The 14,672-nt window shown below is 63.0% G+C and carries 17 protein-coding genes and 1 other RNA gene; 4 read left to right on the forward strand and 14 right to left on the reverse strand.

The window, feature by feature from the left end; all coding sequences use genetic code 11:
• Nucleotides 1-13: 13 nt before the first annotated feature.
• Nucleotides 14-421: a DUF1761 domain-containing protein gene (locus RKE50_RS17630; RefSeq protein ID WP_350038720.1), complete on the reverse strand. Its 408-nt coding sequence runs from the start codon at nucleotides 419-421 to the stop codon at nucleotides 14-16.
• Between the two features lie 131 nt (nucleotides 422-552).
• A complete protein-coding gene (locus RKE50_RS17635; protein ID WP_350038722.1) occupies nucleotides 553-1,638 on the reverse strand; it encodes an AI-2E family transporter in 1,086 nt (361 codons plus the stop codon).
• Between the two features lie 160 nt (nucleotides 1,639-1,798).
• Between RKE50_RS17635 and ssrA the strand changes: the two genes are divergently transcribed.
• Nucleotides 1,799-2,191: a transfer-messenger RNA gene (gene ssrA, locus RKE50_RS17640) on the forward strand.
• 121 nt (nucleotides 2,192-2,312) lie between these two features.
• On the opposite strand, the gene RKE50_RS17645 is transcribed toward ssrA, so the two are convergent.
• On the reverse strand, nucleotides 2,313-3,236 hold the full coding sequence (locus tag RKE50_RS17645) for a LysR family transcriptional regulator (protein WP_350038724.1): 924 nt from the start codon (nucleotides 3,234-3,236) through the stop codon (nucleotides 2,313-2,315).
• A 118-nt stretch (nucleotides 3,237-3,354) separates the two neighbouring features.
• Between RKE50_RS17645 and RKE50_RS17650 the strand changes: the two genes are divergently transcribed.
• Together RKE50_RS17650 and RKE50_RS17655 are read left to right on the forward strand one after the other, a co-directional pair.
• On the forward strand, nucleotides 3,355-3,900 hold the full coding sequence (locus RKE50_RS17650) for a carboxymuconolactone decarboxylase family protein (protein WP_350038726.1): 546 nt from the start codon (nucleotides 3,355-3,357) through the stop codon (nucleotides 3,898-3,900).
• Between the two features lie 69 nt (nucleotides 3,901-3,969).
• Nucleotides 3,970-4,581 (forward strand): pyridoxamine 5'-phosphate oxidase family protein, encoded by a 612-nt coding sequence (locus tag RKE50_RS17655; RefSeq protein WP_350038728.1) that lies wholly within the window; start codon nucleotides 3,970-3,972, stop codon nucleotides 4,579-4,581.
• A 176-nt stretch (nucleotides 4,582-4,757) separates the two neighbouring features.
• Here the strand turns inward: RKE50_RS17655 and RKE50_RS17660 are convergent, their stop codons facing one another.
• Nucleotides 4,758-5,414, reverse strand: coding sequence for an FMN-dependent NADH-azoreductase (locus tag RKE50_RS17660; protein ID WP_350038729.1), 657 nt, complete (start codon nucleotides 5,412-5,414; stop codon nucleotides 4,758-4,760).
• A gap of 131 nt (nucleotides 5,415-5,545) precedes the next feature.
• Here RKE50_RS17660 and RKE50_RS17665 point away from each other — a divergent pair, with 131 nt between their 5' ends.
• Entirely contained in the window at nucleotides 5,546-6,484 is a 939-nt protein-coding gene (locus tag RKE50_RS17665; protein ID WP_350038731.1) for a LysR family transcriptional regulator, read from the forward strand.
• Here the strand turns inward: RKE50_RS17665 and RKE50_RS17670 are convergent.
• From RKE50_RS17670 to RKE50_RS17715, 10 genes are all read right to left on the reverse strand, one after another.
• Nucleotides 6,453-7,073 (reverse strand): MlaC/ttg2D family ABC transporter substrate-binding protein, encoded by a 621-nt coding sequence (locus RKE50_RS17670; RefSeq protein WP_350038733.1) that lies wholly within the window; start codon nucleotides 7,071-7,073, stop codon nucleotides 6,453-6,455. The genes RKE50_RS17665 and RKE50_RS17670 overlap by 32 nt on opposite strands.
• Nucleotides 7,070-9,574: an efflux RND transporter permease subunit gene (locus tag RKE50_RS17675; RefSeq protein WP_350038735.1), complete on the reverse strand. Its 2,505-nt coding sequence runs from the start codon at nucleotides 9,572-9,574 to the stop codon at nucleotides 7,070-7,072. The genes RKE50_RS17670 and RKE50_RS17675 overlap by 4 nt, the downstream gene beginning before the upstream one ends.
• A gap of 3 nt (nucleotides 9,575-9,577) precedes the next feature.
• Nucleotides 9,578-10,327 carry an MlaA family lipoprotein gene (locus tag RKE50_RS17680; RefSeq protein WP_350038737.1) on the reverse strand — a complete coding sequence of 250 codons (750 nt, stop codon included), beginning with the start codon at nucleotides 10,325-10,327 and terminating at the stop codon, nucleotides 9,578-9,580.
• Nucleotides 10,328-10,339: 12 nt separating this feature from the next.
• Nucleotides 10,340-10,789 carry a DoxX family protein gene (locus tag RKE50_RS17685; protein WP_350038739.1) on the reverse strand — a complete coding sequence of 150 codons (450 nt, stop codon included), beginning with the start codon at nucleotides 10,787-10,789 and terminating at the stop codon, nucleotides 10,340-10,342.
• 10 nt (nucleotides 10,790-10,799) lie between these two features.
• Nucleotides 10,800-11,564: an HvfC/BufC family peptide modification chaperone gene (locus RKE50_RS17690; protein ID WP_350038741.1), complete on the reverse strand. Its 765-nt coding sequence runs from the start codon at nucleotides 11,562-11,564 to the stop codon at nucleotides 10,800-10,802.
• The gene (locus RKE50_RS17695) at nucleotides 11,564-12,454 is read right to left on the reverse strand and encodes an MbnB/TglH/ChrH family RiPP precursor modification enzyme (RefSeq protein ID WP_350038743.1); all 891 of its coding nucleotides are present in this window, start codon (nucleotides 12,452-12,454) and stop codon (nucleotides 11,564-11,566) included. The genes RKE50_RS17690 and RKE50_RS17695 overlap by 1 nt, the downstream gene beginning before the upstream one ends.
• 21 nt (nucleotides 12,455-12,475) lie before the next feature.
• The gene (locus RKE50_RS17700) at nucleotides 12,476-12,862 is read right to left on the reverse strand and encodes a hypothetical protein (protein WP_350038745.1); all 387 of its coding nucleotides are present in this window, start codon (nucleotides 12,860-12,862) and stop codon (nucleotides 12,476-12,478) included.
• Nucleotides 12,863-12,935: 73 nt separating this feature from the next.
• Nucleotides 12,936-13,220 (reverse strand): BufA1 family periplasmic bufferin-type metallophore, encoded by a 285-nt coding sequence (locus RKE50_RS17705; protein ID WP_350038747.1) that lies wholly within the window; start codon nucleotides 13,218-13,220, stop codon nucleotides 12,936-12,938.
• A 134-nt stretch (nucleotides 13,221-13,354) separates the two neighbouring features.
• Nucleotides 13,355-13,834, reverse strand: coding sequence for a YHS domain-containing (seleno)protein (locus RKE50_RS17710; RefSeq protein WP_350038749.1), 480 nt, complete (start codon nucleotides 13,832-13,834; stop codon nucleotides 13,355-13,357).
• 212 nt (nucleotides 13,835-14,046) lie between these two features.
• Nucleotides 14,047-14,475: a nuclear transport factor 2 family protein gene (locus RKE50_RS17715; RefSeq protein ID WP_350038751.1), complete on the reverse strand. Its 429-nt coding sequence runs from the start codon at nucleotides 14,473-14,475 to the stop codon at nucleotides 14,047-14,049.
• Between the last annotated feature and the right edge of the window lie 197 nt (nucleotides 14,476-14,672).

Genomic DNA, 14,672 nt, shown 5'->3' on the forward strand with positions numbered 1-14,672 from the left:
CGCGGCAGCCCGCCTATTTCCAGGCGCCAAGGATGGCGCCCATGGCGGTCATGGTCACGACCCAGTAACCGCCGTTGACCAGCAGGTAGGCCCAGGGACGACGCTCGAAGAGCGCGACCACGCCGATAGCGAAGAACAACCAGCCGAAGCCCGTGAGGAAGCCGTACAGGGCACCGGAGGCCAGGGTTACCCCGGGCGCCGCGAGAAACATGGCCAGGCAGAAGGCCATGACCAGCAGGAACAGGAAGGCGAGCCCGAAGATCATCGCCTTGTTGCCGCCGGCGACCGTGGCATCGTCGAGACCGGCCGCGCGCTGCCAGGCAGCGCCGAAGAGCGCGGGCGCGTACCATGCGCCGCCGATGACGAAGCCGACCAGTGCCGCGACGACCACGGCGGGCAGATTGATGACGCTCGGATCCATGACCGTCCCCCCTCGCTTGTTATGGTTGTACGGGAAGCGTTGGCCAGCAGGGCCGCGCGGTCAAGAGCCATTCATCGCAGCACGGACTCATCCTGCCGCAGGGGCCGGCCCGGCACCCTTGCCGTGCCTGCCTACTCCCCGACGGACGTCTCGTCAGGGGCGGCCTCGATGCGCGTGCCGGGATTGAACTCGTCACTGAAAATCTGCCAGAAGGCCAGGAACAGCACGGCAATGAGCGGGCCGATGACAAAGCCGTTGATGCCGACCAGCGAAATGCCGCCGAGAGTGGACAGGAGGACCATCCAGTCCGGGAGCTTGGTGTCCCGGCCGACCAGGATCGGCCGCAGGATGTTGTCGGCAAGGCCGATGACCAGCACGCCGTAGGCAATGAGCACCGTCGCCGAGACGAGTTCGCCAATCGCGTACAGGTAGAGCGCGGCGGGCAACCAGACCACCCCGGCGCCGACGACCGGGATCAGGGAGAGCACGGTCATCACCACCCCCCAGAGGAGCGGGCCGGGCAGGCCGAGGATCCAGAAAATCAGCCCGCCCAGCGTCCCCTGGACGATCGCCACCAGCAGGTTGCCCTTCACGGTGGCGCGGGCCACCTCGGCAAACTTCTGGAACAGGTGCCGTTCGCGCTCGTCGCCGAGGGGCAGCGCATGGATGAGCTTCTCGACCAGGGCCCGGCCGTCGCGGAGCAGGAAGAAGGCGACGTAGAGCATGAGCGCCAGCTGCAGCATGAAACCGAAGGCCCCCTGGCCGAAGGCGAGCGCGTTGCGTGCCAGGAACTGGCTCGCGGTCACCGCCGCCTGCGCCGCATTCTCCCGCGCGGTGGTCATGTCGATATCCAGGCGCTCCAGGAGCGCCTGGACACCCGGGAAGGCCGCGCGGATCTTTTCGAGGTAGACGCCGGGCTGGAGCTGGCCCGCCTCGATCTTCTCGAACAGCGCCAACCCCTGCTGCAGGAAGGAGATCAGCAGGAAGAGTACCGGCAGTACGACCAGCACGACACAGGCCAGCAGCGTGACCAGGGCGATCGTGTTCGGCCGCTCGCCCCAGCGCCGGGACAGCCAGACCTGCACCGGGTGAAACAGCACCGCGATGATCGCGGCCCAGAGCATCGGCGCCAGGAACGGCCACAGCAGCAGGCCGAAGAGCAGCGTGACCGCCACCAGCAGGCTGAGGAAGGCCATGTGTTCGAGCTTCTCGCTCACCGAGGGCTCCGGAAGACAGGATCGAGGCGACATTATGCAGTGCCCGGCGGACCCTCGGCCACCGCTGCCGTCGGGCCTGCCGGGGAACTCGTGGTGCTACCGCCGGTCGAAGCTGATGACGGCGGGGCATGGCCGATGTGTTATGCTTGCGCCGGAACCTGGGGGCGATACGGATTCGACGGCAGTAACGAACCCTGAGGTGCATGCCGTGAGGGCAGCCAATCACGTAAATCCAAAGCTGCAAACCAATAGTTGCCAACGACGACAACTACGAGGTAGCGCTGGCCGCGTAAGCGGTCCATCGTGACCCTCATCTGGTGGCTTCGGCCCCAGCGGTCTTTAGCAAGGTGCCAGTACCGCGCTACTGACTGTCATAGAGAACTGGATCGCAGCCGGGCTCGCCCCGGGTCAGGCTGCTAAACATTAGCGGGGCTCGCCGACCACGTCCTGCCCGTCGGGCTGTGGAAGGCTAAAGCAATAGACGGAACCTAAGCATGTAGAGCCGAAGGCGGAGTACTGGCGGACGCGGGTTCAACTCCCGCCGCCTCCACCAAACGAATAAGGGGTGGCCCGACAGGGTCGCCCCTTTTGCGTTTGGTGAGACAGGCAAAGAACTGAAGCCGCGGCAAGGGACCGCATGGCGGAGGCAGAGCAATTGGCCGGTCGCTACATACTTATGGGCTCTGGTGACCACCGGCCGTCTTCAGCGCCTCCCGGAGGCGCGGCACCGCGAAGTCGAGGAAGCAGCGCATCTTGAGCGGCATCTGGCCGCGCGATACATGTACCAGGTGAACGGGCTGAAGTCCCGGCTCGTAGTCTTCGAGTACGGTCTGCAGCGCACCGTTTGCGAGTCCCCGGGCGGCCTGGTAGTGAAGCAGGCGCGCGACACCAACACCCTGGATGGCTGCCTCGGCGACAGCCTCGGTACTCGACAACGACAGGCGCGATGCCACCGGTACCTCGATGACCGCGGAGCCGCCCGGCACCCGGTAGCGCCACGAGGGCGACAGGATCGGGGCATCTACGGTAACGCAGGGCAGGCGCCGCAGGTCGTCCGGTCGTTCCGGACTGCCGTGCTCCGCGAGCAGCGCAGGGCTCGCACAGGTCACCGTGCGCATCTCCCCCACCTGCGTCGCGATCATGGTGCTGTCGGGCAATTGGCTGATGCGGACGGCAAGGTCGACGTGGTCCTCGACGATGTCGACGTTGCGATCGGTGAAGGACAGTCGGACGTTGATGGCCGGCCAGGTCGCCAGGAACTGAGCCACCAGCGGAAGTACGTGCAGACGGCCGAACATGACCGGCGCGGTGAGCGTGAGTTCGCCGCGAGGGGTGGTGTACTCGCCGGCCGCTTCGCGCTCGGCGTGCTCGACGTCCTCCAGGATGCGGCGCGCGGCGGCCACGTAGGCGGCGCCGACATCCGTCAGGGTAAGCTTGCGGGTGGTCCGGATCAGCAGGCGCGCGCCGAGGAGCTTCTCAAGATCGGAAACCTTGCGGCTGAGCGTGGCCAGAGGCACGTGCAGGCGGCGGGCAGCGGCCGACAGGCTGCCCTCCTCGGTGACCGTCACGAGCATCGCCATGGCTTCGAACCGGTCCATCGATTCTTCCATTTTCTGGAAAGGACGTTCTTGATTGTAGCGTATTCTCTTTATTTCCGGCTAGCGACATCATGGTCTCTACCGGGTCATGCCGACCCGACAAGCAATGGAGAAAGCCATGACACGCCTCAACATCCCCACCATCGAGAACGCCCCCGAAGCCACTCGCGCCACGCTCGACGCGGTCGAGAAACAGCTCGGCACGGTGCCCAACCTGTTCCGCCTGATCGCCAACAGCCCGGCTGCCCTCACCGCCTTTACCGGCCTGCAGGGCGCGCTCAGCCAGGCGCTCGACGTCAAGACGCGCGAGCGCATCGCGCTGGCCGTGGCGCAGGTCAATGGTTGCGACTACTGCCTGTCGGCGCACACCTATCTCGGGCTGAACCTCGCGAAGCTGGGTGCGGAAGAGATCGCGCTCAACCGGCGCGGCCACTCGGCGGACACCAGGGCGGACGCCGCGGTGCAGTTCGCGGCAACGGTCGCGCGCGACCGTGGCCACGTCGCCGATGACGCCATTGATGCCGTGCGCAACGCCGGCTTCAGCGATGCGCAGATCGTCGAGATCGTCGCGCTGGTCGCCGAGAACACCTTCACCAATTACCTCAACGAGGTCGCTCGCACCGAGATCGATTTTCCCGTCGTCCTCGCAGCCGACGCCGCCTGAGCCTCGCGGGGCCGGGACTACCTCCCGGCCCCGCGCTATCCCACCCACAGCGACGACAGGAGCACGGATATGTCCACGGGATTTCTGGCTATCGCGATCACTCCGAGCGTGCGCGCGGTACAGGCCGAGATGGGCAGCGAGGAACTTTGGCGGAAGCACACCGCGCACCGCGCTACCGATCGTTTCACCGACCGCGAGGCAGCTTTCATCGCCGCGCGCGACAGCTTCTACCTCGCCACCGTGTCGGAAACCGGCTGGCCGTACGTCCAGCACCGCGGCGGACCGCCCGGCTTCCTCAGGTGTATCGACGAGCGCACGCTCGCCTTCGCCGACTTCCGAGGCAACCGCCAGTACATCAGCGCGGGCAATGCCACCGCAAACAACCGGGCCTGCCTGTTCCTTGTGGATTACCCTGGGAGGGCGCGACTCAAGATCTACGCAAGGATGGAACTGATCCCGCTGGACGCCGATCCGACGCTCACTGCCGAGGTCGTCGTGCCCGACTACCGGGCGAGACCCGAACGGATTATCGTGCTCCGACTCGAGAGCTTCGACTGGAACTGCCCGCAGCACATTACGCCCCGTTTAAGCGAAGCGGAGGTCGCGGAGCGGCTGCGCCCGCTGCAGGATCGCCTGGCCGAGCTGGAAGCCGAAAATGCTGCGTTGCGCGCACGTCCGTGAATCAGGAGTCCATTGCCTGTAGCGGGGGCATCCCGCGCTCAGCAATCGAAACTATTGCTATCAGCTGCGTTGCAACTAGCTGCGCCATCACCAGGCTGCCCCGCCCGGGCCAAGGTCCGGGGGACCTCGCCCAACAGCAGGAGCAGTGACCAGCATTATCGCGGATCCAGCCTGATTCAGGCTGCCTCGGAGGAAGCACCCTGCAGGCGCTCCACCAGCGCGGGGATCTCGCTGAAGGCCTCACGCCTTGAAGCGGCGTGACGTTCATCGCCGAACTCCTGATACTCGATGGCGATGGAATCAAAGCTCTCGGCGCCGAGGTAACGCGAGCAGGTGCGAAGATGCGGCAACAGGTGATTGTGCGCCGCATTCTGGCCACCGGGCTCAAAACCGAACTCACCCCAGGAAGCCAATACCACGACCTGCTTGCCTGAGAGCAACGGCTCCAGGGGCTTGTCCCCTCGAGCGAGGTCGAAGCTGAAGGTCCGGTCAATGCGGACAATCTGGTCAAACCAGGCCTTGAGCGCCGCGGGCATGCCGTAGTTATACATGGGCGCGCCAATCAGTATAAGGTCTGCCGCTTCAACCTCGTCAATCAACTCATCGGATAAGGTCAGCACCTCACGCTGGGCTGCACTGCGGTCCTCACCGGCGAAGGCGGCGGCAATCCAGGCCTCGCTCACCGCAGGCGGCGGCGCCTGACCCACATCCCGCCCGGTCACACGGGCGCCTGGCTCGCGGTACATCCATTGGGCGACAAAGGCATCTGTCATTTGCCGGGTCAGGGAGCGCTCCTGGCGGGCGCTGGCGTCGATCCGAAGCAGTTGAGTCATGAGTTGTTCTCCGCTGTAGCTATAAATGAATAATGGTTAGTCAATGGTGTGTCAGATGAATTATTCACCCTTCAAAAGCTGCATGACAAAGGAGTAAATTCCACTAATAGATGAGCTGCATTCAGGTATAAATGTTCGCACGATTGCCACCGCTGCCCGCACTTCGCGCCTTTGAGGCGGCGGCACGGCTGGGCAGCTTCAAGGCGGCCGCCGACGAACTCTTCGTCACGCCTACGGCGATCTCGCACCAGATACGGTCCCTGGAATCGACCCTCGGTATGGGCCTGTTCGAGCGCAGAACGCGCAGCGTGGCATTGACGGAGGTCGGCCGTGCCCTGGCACCGGCACTGACCCGGGGTTTCCTGGAAATCCGCTCAGGCCTTGAGAACGCGCTCGACCAGGTAACGGTGATTCACCTCTCCACCACAGCGGCCTTCGCGACGCTGCGGCTGGTGCCGGAGCTACCCAGGTTCTACGAGCGTGAGCCCGAAATCCGGGTGAAGATTGACACCTCAACGCAACGGGTGGACCTGCACCGCGAGCGGGGCACCGACCTCGTCATCCGCTATAGCGCCCATCCGCAGGCGGGGCTGGCTGAGCTGCCGCTGATGGCGGAGCACTTTATTGCCATGGCGGCACCATCCCTGGTCGGAACGGACATCGCGAGGGACGGCATACTGCTGGCGACAAGCTGGCAACAGCCGGTGCTGGGCGATGTGAACTGGGCCCGCTGGTTCGAGGTCGCCGGGTTGCCCGCCTTCGAGGAGAGCCGGCTCGTTACCTTCGACGAGGAACTCTACGTATTGCAGGCGGCTATTGCGGGCCGAGGTATTGCGCTGGCGAGCTCTGTGCTGGCGGCGGACCTCCTGGCCCGGGGCCTGCTGCAACCCCTTGACTGTGCAGTGGCGTTGCCCGGCGCGAGTTACCGAGCGCTGGCGCTACCCAGGACCATGGAAAACCGAAAGATCCGTACCTTCGTGGAGTGGCTGAAGGACACCTTTGGCAGCGAGGTCAGCGCCGAGCCGCAAGCGGCTGCCGTCACCCACCGGAAGCCGCAACCACCGTCTTGAGCTCCCGCTGCCAGGCGGCCAGCGTCGCGTCGAAATCTTCCCCGTTCTCCTGCATCAGGGCTGCAAACTGGTTGCGGTAGGTAAGCCCGAGGTTGACCCCGTTCAGCGTGAGATTCTGGGCTGCCCAGGAATCGCCATCCTCGGCAAGGGCGAAGACCGCCTCATAGCGTCCGCCGGAGTCGGGGGCCATGAGCGCAGTCACCTGGGCCCTGCCCTTCACCTCCCTGACCGAGACAATAGCCAGCTCGTAGTCATCGAACGCGGCCAGGGCCTGCACAATCAGGCCGGCAAAGGAGCGCTGCAACGCCGCCTGGAAGCGCGTGATCTCCTCAACCCCGAGCGTAGAGCGGTACCTGCCGAGAACACCGGCCGAGATACGCTCCACATCGAGAGCAGCGGCAAGCAGCGCCTCTGTGGCAAGCAGCGCCTCTGTCGAGGGTGACACTTCGTCCGTTGATGCTCCGGTAGCGACGAGATCACTGACAAGCACCGTCACGAACCCGGCGGGGTCCACAGGCTCAGCGTCGGCATGCAACACCGAGACAATAAGAAACAGCAACGCGAGGGTGCTGCATGCAAGAATCCTCATAAGGTCCTCCCAGTTGGGCGATGGAAAAGCATCAGGAGCGCAGGCAGTAGCATGAGATTCGCGACGAGGGCGAGCAGCATCGCGAGCGCAGCCAGGCACCCGAAGTACGCCGTTGGTACGAACCGCGACAGCAGAAGCACCGAGAAACCGGCCATCACCGTCGCGGAGGTAAAATAGAGGGCCTGACCGGTAGTCCTGTGGCTCATCAGGACCGCCTGCCTGACCGAGCTTCCTCGCTGTAGCTGCGAGCGGTATCGGTGCAGGAAGTGGATGGCATCATCGACACCGATGCCGATGACGATCGCCGCAATGGTGATGGTCATGACATCCAGTGGAATCGCCAGAAAGCCCATGAAGGCGAGCACGAGGCCCGCCGCCAGCAGATTCGGCAAAAGGCCGATCACTGCCAACTTCCACGAGCGCAGCAGTAACGTGAACATGGTCAGCGTGGCCAGGAGCACGAATCCCAGCGTGGAAAACTGGGATTCGAAGAACAACTTGAGCATGTTGTTGAACAGGATTCCGATACCCGTAATATGGAAGTTGGCGCGCTCGATCCCCAGTTCTTCAACGGCGTGGCGCTCGATGCGGGAGATCAATGCTGAAAGCTCATAATCGGTAGCCGTCTCACGCAGGCGCGCGGAGATGCGGAGCTGCCCGGCGGCCGGCGAGGCCAGAGGATCGATCAGGCTGCGGCGAACGTCTTCGGGGATGGCGCCGAGCACGCCACTGAGAGCGACGTAGGAAAGTGGCTGGTTGTCGTTGAAACCCCGGGCCACCCGCTCGAAGCTGCTGACTGACAGCGTCTTGCCGATCGCGTCCTGCGAATCCAGGAACGCCTGCAGCCGCTCGACGATGCGAAGCTTTTCCGGTGTGAACCAGAACCGTTCTGGATAGGGGTCGGGCCCCGAGCCGTCGGAAAACGGGTCATCGAAAGGGTCGGCGAAGGCGTCCTCATCGTGACTCGCAGTGGACGTGAAAGCGTCAAACTGAAGGATGATGTCGAGTGGCACCGTACCACCCAGCTCCCGGTCGATCACCTCGAGTCCCTGGCGGATTTCCGTATCCCCCCGGAAGTACTTGGCCAGCTTGTTGCCGAGGGTCAGCTCCGACGCACCATGGACAGCGGCCACGGCGAGTACGATGCCGAGAACGACTATGGTTCTGCTGCGAGTGGTCGAAAGGCGCGCAAAAATCTCGCTGAGCCGCGGCGTTCCGTGATGCTTGCCGGGCAGCTTCTTACCAGGCAGCAGTACGAGAATGCTCGCAAAGAAGCTGTAAGTGACAACCAGCGATACGACGATGCCGACACACATCATCCAGCCAAAGGTGCGAATGGGGACAATATCACTCACTACGAGCGAGCCGAACGCAACCACCGTGGTCAGCGCCGTAAACACGCAGGGCGCCAGCTTGTCCTTCATTGTCTCGAAGGCGAGATCACAGGCCAGCATGTCCGACGCCCTCCCCGCGAGCTCGCGAAACGACGCGATGAGGTGGACCGTAAAGGAGACGGTCGTGATCGTGAGCAGTGCCACAAAGTTTGCCGACACAGCGGTCACGGGCTGACCCAGCGCAGCGATGACACCCATCGTCAGCCACACGGTCACCAGGGAAGTGCCCAGGGGGATAAACACCCACCTTAGCTCGCGGAAGAAGAAAAACAGCGCCACGGCAATCAGCGCGAGCACAGCGGCACCGAAACCCAGCATGTCGCTGCGAACGAACCGGACCATATCGGACGCCACCAGGGGTACGCCCCCGAGATAGATCTCCGCCTCGCCTTCATGGCTTTCCCGGATACTGCGTATCCCGGCGATGGTCGCCGCCAGTTCCTGCTGCGCGGTCTCCCTGGCCTCGGTCAAGGCAGCCCGGGCAAGCGCCCGTGCGTCGCCATCCCCTGCCGGATCGCTGGCGACGGCCTCCATGCGCACCCGGGCGTCGCGCAGGGTCTCGGATTCGTTCAGATTGACGACGATTGCCGCGAGACTGCCCTCGACGTTGACAAGCAACTCGCTGAAGACAGGGCTGTTCAGCAGTTCGTCGCGGGCGAGCGCGAAGTCGACATCGGTCGACCGCAGGGTACGAAACCCCTCGGCCAGCTCCGACAGGGGCACCGGTGGACTTCGCAGCAGGGGTGCATCCAGGAGCGATTGGACGCTGGCTACGGCTGCCAGCGCCTCCAGTTCACGCACCAGCCCGTCCACGAGCTTCACGCCGGCGCTGGAGAAGAGGTCTCTGGCCAGGGGACGAACAGTGACGATCAACGCAGGGGCCTGGGAGAAGCGCTCCGAAACCTCTTCGAAGAACAGAAGGTCCGGGTCGCCACGAGCGATCAGCGAATCTGAAGATGCGTCGAAGCGAAAATACTTGATCTGCGTTCCGGCGAGCAGGCAGAGGACGAACACAACGGCGAGTATCAGGATCGGCTGTTCGATGCAGCGCCGGTATCGAAGAGCGAGAATCGAGCGAAGGTCGAGGATCGACGATGCGCTTTTCATGGGCTAGAGCACTTCCGAAAGGAATGGATCATCGACGATCTGCCCGTCATTGATCCGATACGCCCGGTTCTGAAGGAAAGCATCGCGGAGGAACAGGTAACGATCGCCCTGCAGCAGACGCTCGGCTCCGAGGTAATCCGACCTTGTCTTGATGATCCAGAGTGCAGCAGTGACATTGCGTGCCGCGCGGCTGTCAAAATAGGAAGGGGGCCAGCCGTAGATTCCCGCGATATCACCGATACCGTCTCGGGCAGTGCTCGGCCCCCAGAACGGCACCATCAGGAACGGGCCTGGCGGCACGCCCCACACAGCCAGGGTCTGACCGAAGTCCTCGCGGTGCTTTTCGAGCCCGGCGGCGGTCGCCACATCGAAAAGACCTGCCACCCCGACCGTGGTGTTGACGACGAAGCGGGCGAGGTCACTGGCAAACAGCCCGGGCTTGCCCTGCAGTAGCTGGTTCACCGAGGTCCAGGGTTCCTGAAGATTGCCAAGAAAATTGGAGAGCCCCGCCTGCGCGAAGGCCGGTACCACGGCCCTGTAGCCCCCGGCGATCGGTTTCAGGACGGCACTGTCCGCCGCGTCGTTGAACTTCAGAACCCCGCGGTTGAACGGCTCGTAGGGGTCGCCCGATGTCGCGCAGCCTGCAAGCAGGAGAAGCACACCGAGAGCGAAGCAGCGAATCACGGCGCTCAGACCAAAGGGCGCACGAACGTCATCGGTGACTGCGCAGCGAGGATGTTGAACCGAAAGCAACGTCGGTCTCCCCTAGTGCCGGGCCGGGCGCGTCAGACGGTCGAAGGACAGCAGGCCACCACCCCAGATGAAGATCTGCAGCAGGAGGATGCCCCAGATGTAATGCAGGTTGAGCGCCGCGGGCGCCAGCTCTTCCAGGCTGACCACTGCAACGGCATTGACGATGAACAGACCCGCGGCCGCGAAGCGACTGGCAAACCCGGCCAGCAGTAGAATGGGTAAAGCAATCTCACCCGCCGTAGCCAGCCAGGCAGCCACGTCAAAAGGCAGCAGGGGGACGCTGTACTCGTACTCAAACAGGAAGAGCGTAGTCTCCCAGTCGCGGAGTTTCGTGAGCCCTGAGGCGAAGAAGACCCACGCCACGTAGAAACGTGCTGCCGCCTGGGCGAGAAAGGCCCCGTTCACAAGCGGCTCTGACAAGCGATAGTAGCCCCGGGCCAGTGACTGAAAGGTGAGTTGCATGATGTGCCTCCTAGATCAGGTAGAAACGGTGGATGATGTTGAATTCGATGGCCTGTTCCAGCCACGCAGGAAAGTCGAACCCCTCGCTCGTCAGCTCATCGAGCAGACTGCCGATGGGGCGACCCGCACGTAGCCCAAGCAGGAACGCGTAGTCCACGGGGTCGATGTACCGCTGCTCTACCCGGAACTCGGGCCGGTAGACGAGCATCGGACGGGGAGTTCCGGCGACCTTGAGGTTCGCACCGGAAGCGGCCGGGGCCGCATGCCAGTCAAAAATTTCGACCAGCGGGAAGACGGAGCTGATCACACCCACGTGCCGTGCGAGGGCGATCCCGACCTCATCGATGGGATGAGCTTCGAGCAACGATGCCGTAGAGGCATCGAAACGATTGTCAGCCGCCCGGTCGGCTCGATGACGCAGCCAATCGAGTTCAGCAACCGGCGCGACAAAGGGAAACTGCTCTCCTTTCGCGGAGTTCCCGATCAGACGCGGGAATTGGTCGCCCCACTCCCCCCAGTCACCCCTATCGGGCGGGTGAAGCGCCAGCAGTTCTCCTGCCAGCGCCGCGAAGGCCGTCTGACCCAGCACACGCTGCACCGTTGGGTAGGTCACGCTGAGGGCAGCTGTGGCGACGGCCAGCAGGTTCCGGCGGTAAACGTCGATGCCCTGCCCCCGCTTCATAGGACCACCCCGCGCCGCAGCATCGAAGATCAGCGTCACCAGCCGGGACTGCTGCTCGGCCAATGACAGCTCGCGGCTGTTCATCTTTCTCATCAGAAGTTACCCCGAGCAGCCGGATCAGCGCTGCCGATGTGCCGGGCGCGCTGCGCCTGCTCCTGCAGCACAGTCCACTCGGGCAGGTCCTGGTCCCACTCGACCAGTGTGGGAACCATGCCCAGGCGCCAAAGGGCGTAGTCGTATACCTGCCAGGCCGCTTCCGATACCGGCGCGCTGTGGTCGTCGATCGCGAGCTCTCCGCGCTGCACGGGTGAATACCCGGCCAGGTGAATCTCACCGACAGCCGCGCCGGGAATCTCGTCGAGCCAGGACTTCGCAGCCTCGATCGGGCTTGGACTGTCCTGGTTATGGGCGTTTACAAGCAGGTTGTTGATATCGACCAGCAGCAGGCAACCGGTGCGCTCAACGAGGCGACAGAGAAACTCTGCTTCACCGTAGTCAGGCTCCGCCTCATCGAGATAAGAGGTGACGTTTTCTACCAGAAGCGGTCTGCCGATAGCCTGCTGAACACGGTCAATGTTGACTTCCAGCACGGCAAGGGATTCGGCCGTTCGCGCAAGGGGTAGCAGGTCACCGGCATGCACCGGCCGGCCGTCGATATCCACCCAGCTGAAGCAGAGATGATCGGAGACAAGCAGAGGATCGAAGCGCGCAACCAGCTCGGCGAGCTTCGCCACTGCTTGCTCGGACGTACCGACCGCCGAGCCGAGGCCCAGGGCCGTGCAATGCAAGCTGATGTCATAGAGTTCGCGGGCGTGCTCCAGCACGGCGAGTCTTGCACCGCCATCGACAAAGAAGTTCTCCGCATGGACCTCGACGAAGTCGACATCGGCCTCGCCGGAAAGAGCCGCCTCGTAATGCGGATGCCGCAGCCCGACGCCCACCAGCGGTGCTGTTGTCCGGCTGTTTCCTGCTTCCGCGTTCATTGTCCTGTGCACCTTGTTCAGCTAGAAGGCGTAGCGGCTACTGGCGGTCTCAGCCGAGGGCACGGCAACCAGGCGATTACCGATGATTTCCACCTCGTCACCGATGAACCAGGTTGCCTTTGGCGAGCGCACGGTAACTTCCTTTCCGTCCGCTTTTCTGACCCGGTACGCCGTATCGCCGACGCCGATCGCTTCCTGGCTCTTGTCGCCCAGCACCCAGCCGAGTCCGCCCCCGATCAAGGCACCTACCGGGCCACCAGTGACGGCTCCTCCCAGGAGGAATCCCGAAATACCGACCGCAGTTTTTGCCGGTGCGGTATCGATCACGTGTCCGGTGACGGTGTCTGCAGCCGCAGTCGCCGACGCCAGCAATGCGGCCATGAAGGCCACTTTCTTTAGCTGTTCCATGTTTACTTGCCTCTTCGTCTGGACAGAGGCGCCGATGGCGCCTCGTGGTTCAAGGTGATGTTTATGGCCAGGCCTAGCCTTTCTTTTTGCTGGCCTCGTAACGCGCCTTGGCTTCTGTCTTGAGCATCCCGCCCAGATCCTCGCAGGTGCCCTTGTCCACCAGTTTCCATTCGCCAGGGTCCTTATCGACCGTGGACTGGCCGGCGCAGGAATGGGTTCCGGCCAGGTTGCCGCAATCGTTCTGGCCGATGCCGGCGATGCCGTAACACTTCTCCTTGCCGGCCGCGCTTACGGGTGCGACCACCAGGGTGGAGAGGGCTGCCGCCAGGGCGGCGCTTGCAATCAGTTTCTTGTCCATAACTGTCTATTCCTTCAGCTGTGTCTTAAAAAAGGGCCCCGAAGGTCCTGGGGAGGGGCTCAGGGGAAGGAGCTTGGAGTCTCACACCTCTCCCGTAGAACGGACCCTCGAAGGCCAATAGGGGACCGGTTCAGTCAGTCTTCATTGACTTCGGCAACCGTCAGGTTGTGAATGCCGGACCAGTTGCGCTCGGCGGTCGCGATGTTGCCCGGTACATCCTCGAACCACTTCTTCTGGACCTGCTTGTTGAGGTTCAGATACAGCTTGCCGTCCTCGATGTGCCAGGCCATCGGATCGACGTCCAGCTTCTTGTTGAGAGCTACCCCCATTGCGCAGTAGCCCCCGAACTGCGGTGCGTACTTGGAGGGATCGGCGCGAAAAACGTCGCGATTCGACTCCGATGCGAAGTGGTAGATCGCGTCCTCGTAAGAGGCGCTGTACTTCGACTTGCCCTTTGCCGGGCCGGAACCCGAGAAATAGGCAACCGGATCGTAGCCATGAATCGCCAGGTCATTGGCGTCAGCGTTGATGTGGACATCCGCCGCGAAACTGCCGGCGGAAAGGGCGACCGCGATAACCGCGGTAAAACGCTTCAGGGTCTGAAAAAGTTTCATGTCGTGTGACTCCTTGTTACTCGTCGTGGATAAGTGAGTGTTGCCGGTACTGCGTGGCTGCAGTCATCGCCGGCAGCGGGTCGCTGCAGGCGCGTGACATCAGCTCGGATTTTTCTGCATCGCGATCCTCCCCTTTCTCGTCCTTTGTACTGACCATGGATGGCACGACCTCTGGAGCAAGCGCCGGGCCCCAAGGCACGACGCTGACCCGCTCAGGAGCGATCGTCCGCAGCGAAAAGCTGCCGCTGGTCCTCGCGAATCGCGACTTCATTGATGCTGGCGTCACGATTGTTCATCAGCCCGTCGTCGTCGAAGGTCCAGTGCTCGAGGCCGAACGCGCGAAACCACTGGCCGCTGTCGTCCCGGTACTCGTAGTGAAACTTCACGGCGATCCGGTTGCCGGTAAACGTGAACAGGTCCTTGCGCAGGCGATAGTCGAATTCCCGCCGCCACTTGCGCTGCAGAAATGCCTCGATCTCGCCACGCCCCCGCAGAAACTCGTTGCGGTTGCGCCAGCGGGAATCCTCCGTGTAGGCCAGGGCAACCGTTGCGGGGTCCCGCGTGTTCCAGAGGTCCTCCGCTCGCTGGACCTTCGCCAACGCCGTTTCGCGGGTGAAGGGGGGCCTTATCTGTTCAGTCATGGTGTGCCTCGCTAGGTAAACCGATCTGTCTATCTTGAGGTAAAGGTAGACCGATCTGTTTAGCTAGTCAACGCGCCGACTAGACGTTTTTGTTATATAAATCTGCAGTTTCTCTCGATTTATCTTTGAAAAAGGGCAAATGACCGACACTGACGATTGAGTTAAGGTGTCAAGTAGATATACTGATCGGTGTATCT

Origin of the sequence: Pseudohaliea sp. (assembly GCF_040217025.1) — a bacterium.
Taxonomy (GTDB): Bacteria; Pseudomonadota; Gammaproteobacteria; order Pseudomonadales; family Halieaceae; genus Pseudohaliea.

What these genes read in the sequence shown, in the direction of transcription:
- RKE50_RS17630 (WP_350038720.1), bottom strand. Translation starts at nt 421, where the DNA reads ATGGATCCGAGCGTCATCAATCTGCCCGCCGTGGTCGTCGCGGCACTG.
- RKE50_RS17645 (WP_350038724.1), bottom strand. Translation starts at nt 3,236, where the DNA reads ATGGACCGGTTCGAAGCCATGGCGATGCTCGTGACGGTCACCGAGGAG.
- RKE50_RS17650 (WP_350038726.1), top strand. Translation starts at nt 3,355, where the DNA reads ATGACACGCCTCAACATCCCCACCATCGAGAACGCCCCCGAAGCCACT.
- RKE50_RS17655 (WP_350038728.1), top strand. Translation starts at nt 3,970, where the DNA reads ATGTCCACGGGATTTCTGGCTATCGCGATCACTCCGAGCGTGCGCGCG.
- RKE50_RS17660 (WP_350038729.1), bottom strand. Translation starts at nt 5,414, where the DNA reads ATGACTCAACTGCTTCGGATCGACGCCAGCGCCCGCCAGGAGCGCTCC.
- RKE50_RS17665 (WP_350038731.1), top strand. Translation starts at nt 5,546, where the DNA reads ATGTTCGCACGATTGCCACCGCTGCCCGCACTTCGCGCCTTTGAGGCG.
- RKE50_RS17670 (WP_350038733.1), bottom strand. Translation starts at nt 7,073, where the DNA reads ATGAGGATTCTTGCATGCAGCACCCTCGCGTTGCTGTTTCTTATTGTC.
- RKE50_RS17675 (WP_350038735.1), bottom strand. Translation starts at nt 9,574, where the DNA reads ATGAAAAGCGCATCGTCGATCCTCGACCTTCGCTCGATTCTCGCTCTT.
- RKE50_RS17685 (WP_350038739.1), bottom strand. Translation starts at nt 10,789, where the DNA reads ATGCAACTCACCTTTCAGTCACTGGCCCGGGGCTACTATCGCTTGTCA.
- RKE50_RS17690 (WP_350038741.1), bottom strand. Translation starts at nt 11,564, where the DNA reads ATGAGAAAGATGAACAGCCGCGAGCTGTCATTGGCCGAGCAGCAGTCC.
- RKE50_RS17695 (WP_350038743.1), bottom strand. Translation starts at nt 12,454, where the DNA reads ATGAACGCGGAAGCAGGAAACAGCCGGACAACAGCACCGCTGGTGGGC.
- RKE50_RS17700 (WP_350038745.1), bottom strand. Translation starts at nt 12,862, where the DNA reads ATGGAACAGCTAAAGAAAGTGGCCTTCATGGCCGCATTGCTGGCGTCG.
- RKE50_RS17705 (WP_350038747.1), bottom strand. Translation starts at nt 13,220, where the DNA reads ATGGACAAGAAACTGATTGCAAGCGCCGCCCTGGCGGCAGCCCTCTCC.
- RKE50_RS17710 (WP_350038749.1), bottom strand. Translation starts at nt 13,834, where the DNA reads ATGAAACTTTTTCAGACCCTGAAGCGTTTTACCGCGGTTATCGCGGTC.
- RKE50_RS17715 (WP_350038751.1), bottom strand. Translation starts at nt 14,475, where the DNA reads ATGACTGAACAGATAAGGCCCCCCTTCACCCGCGAAACGGCGTTGGCG.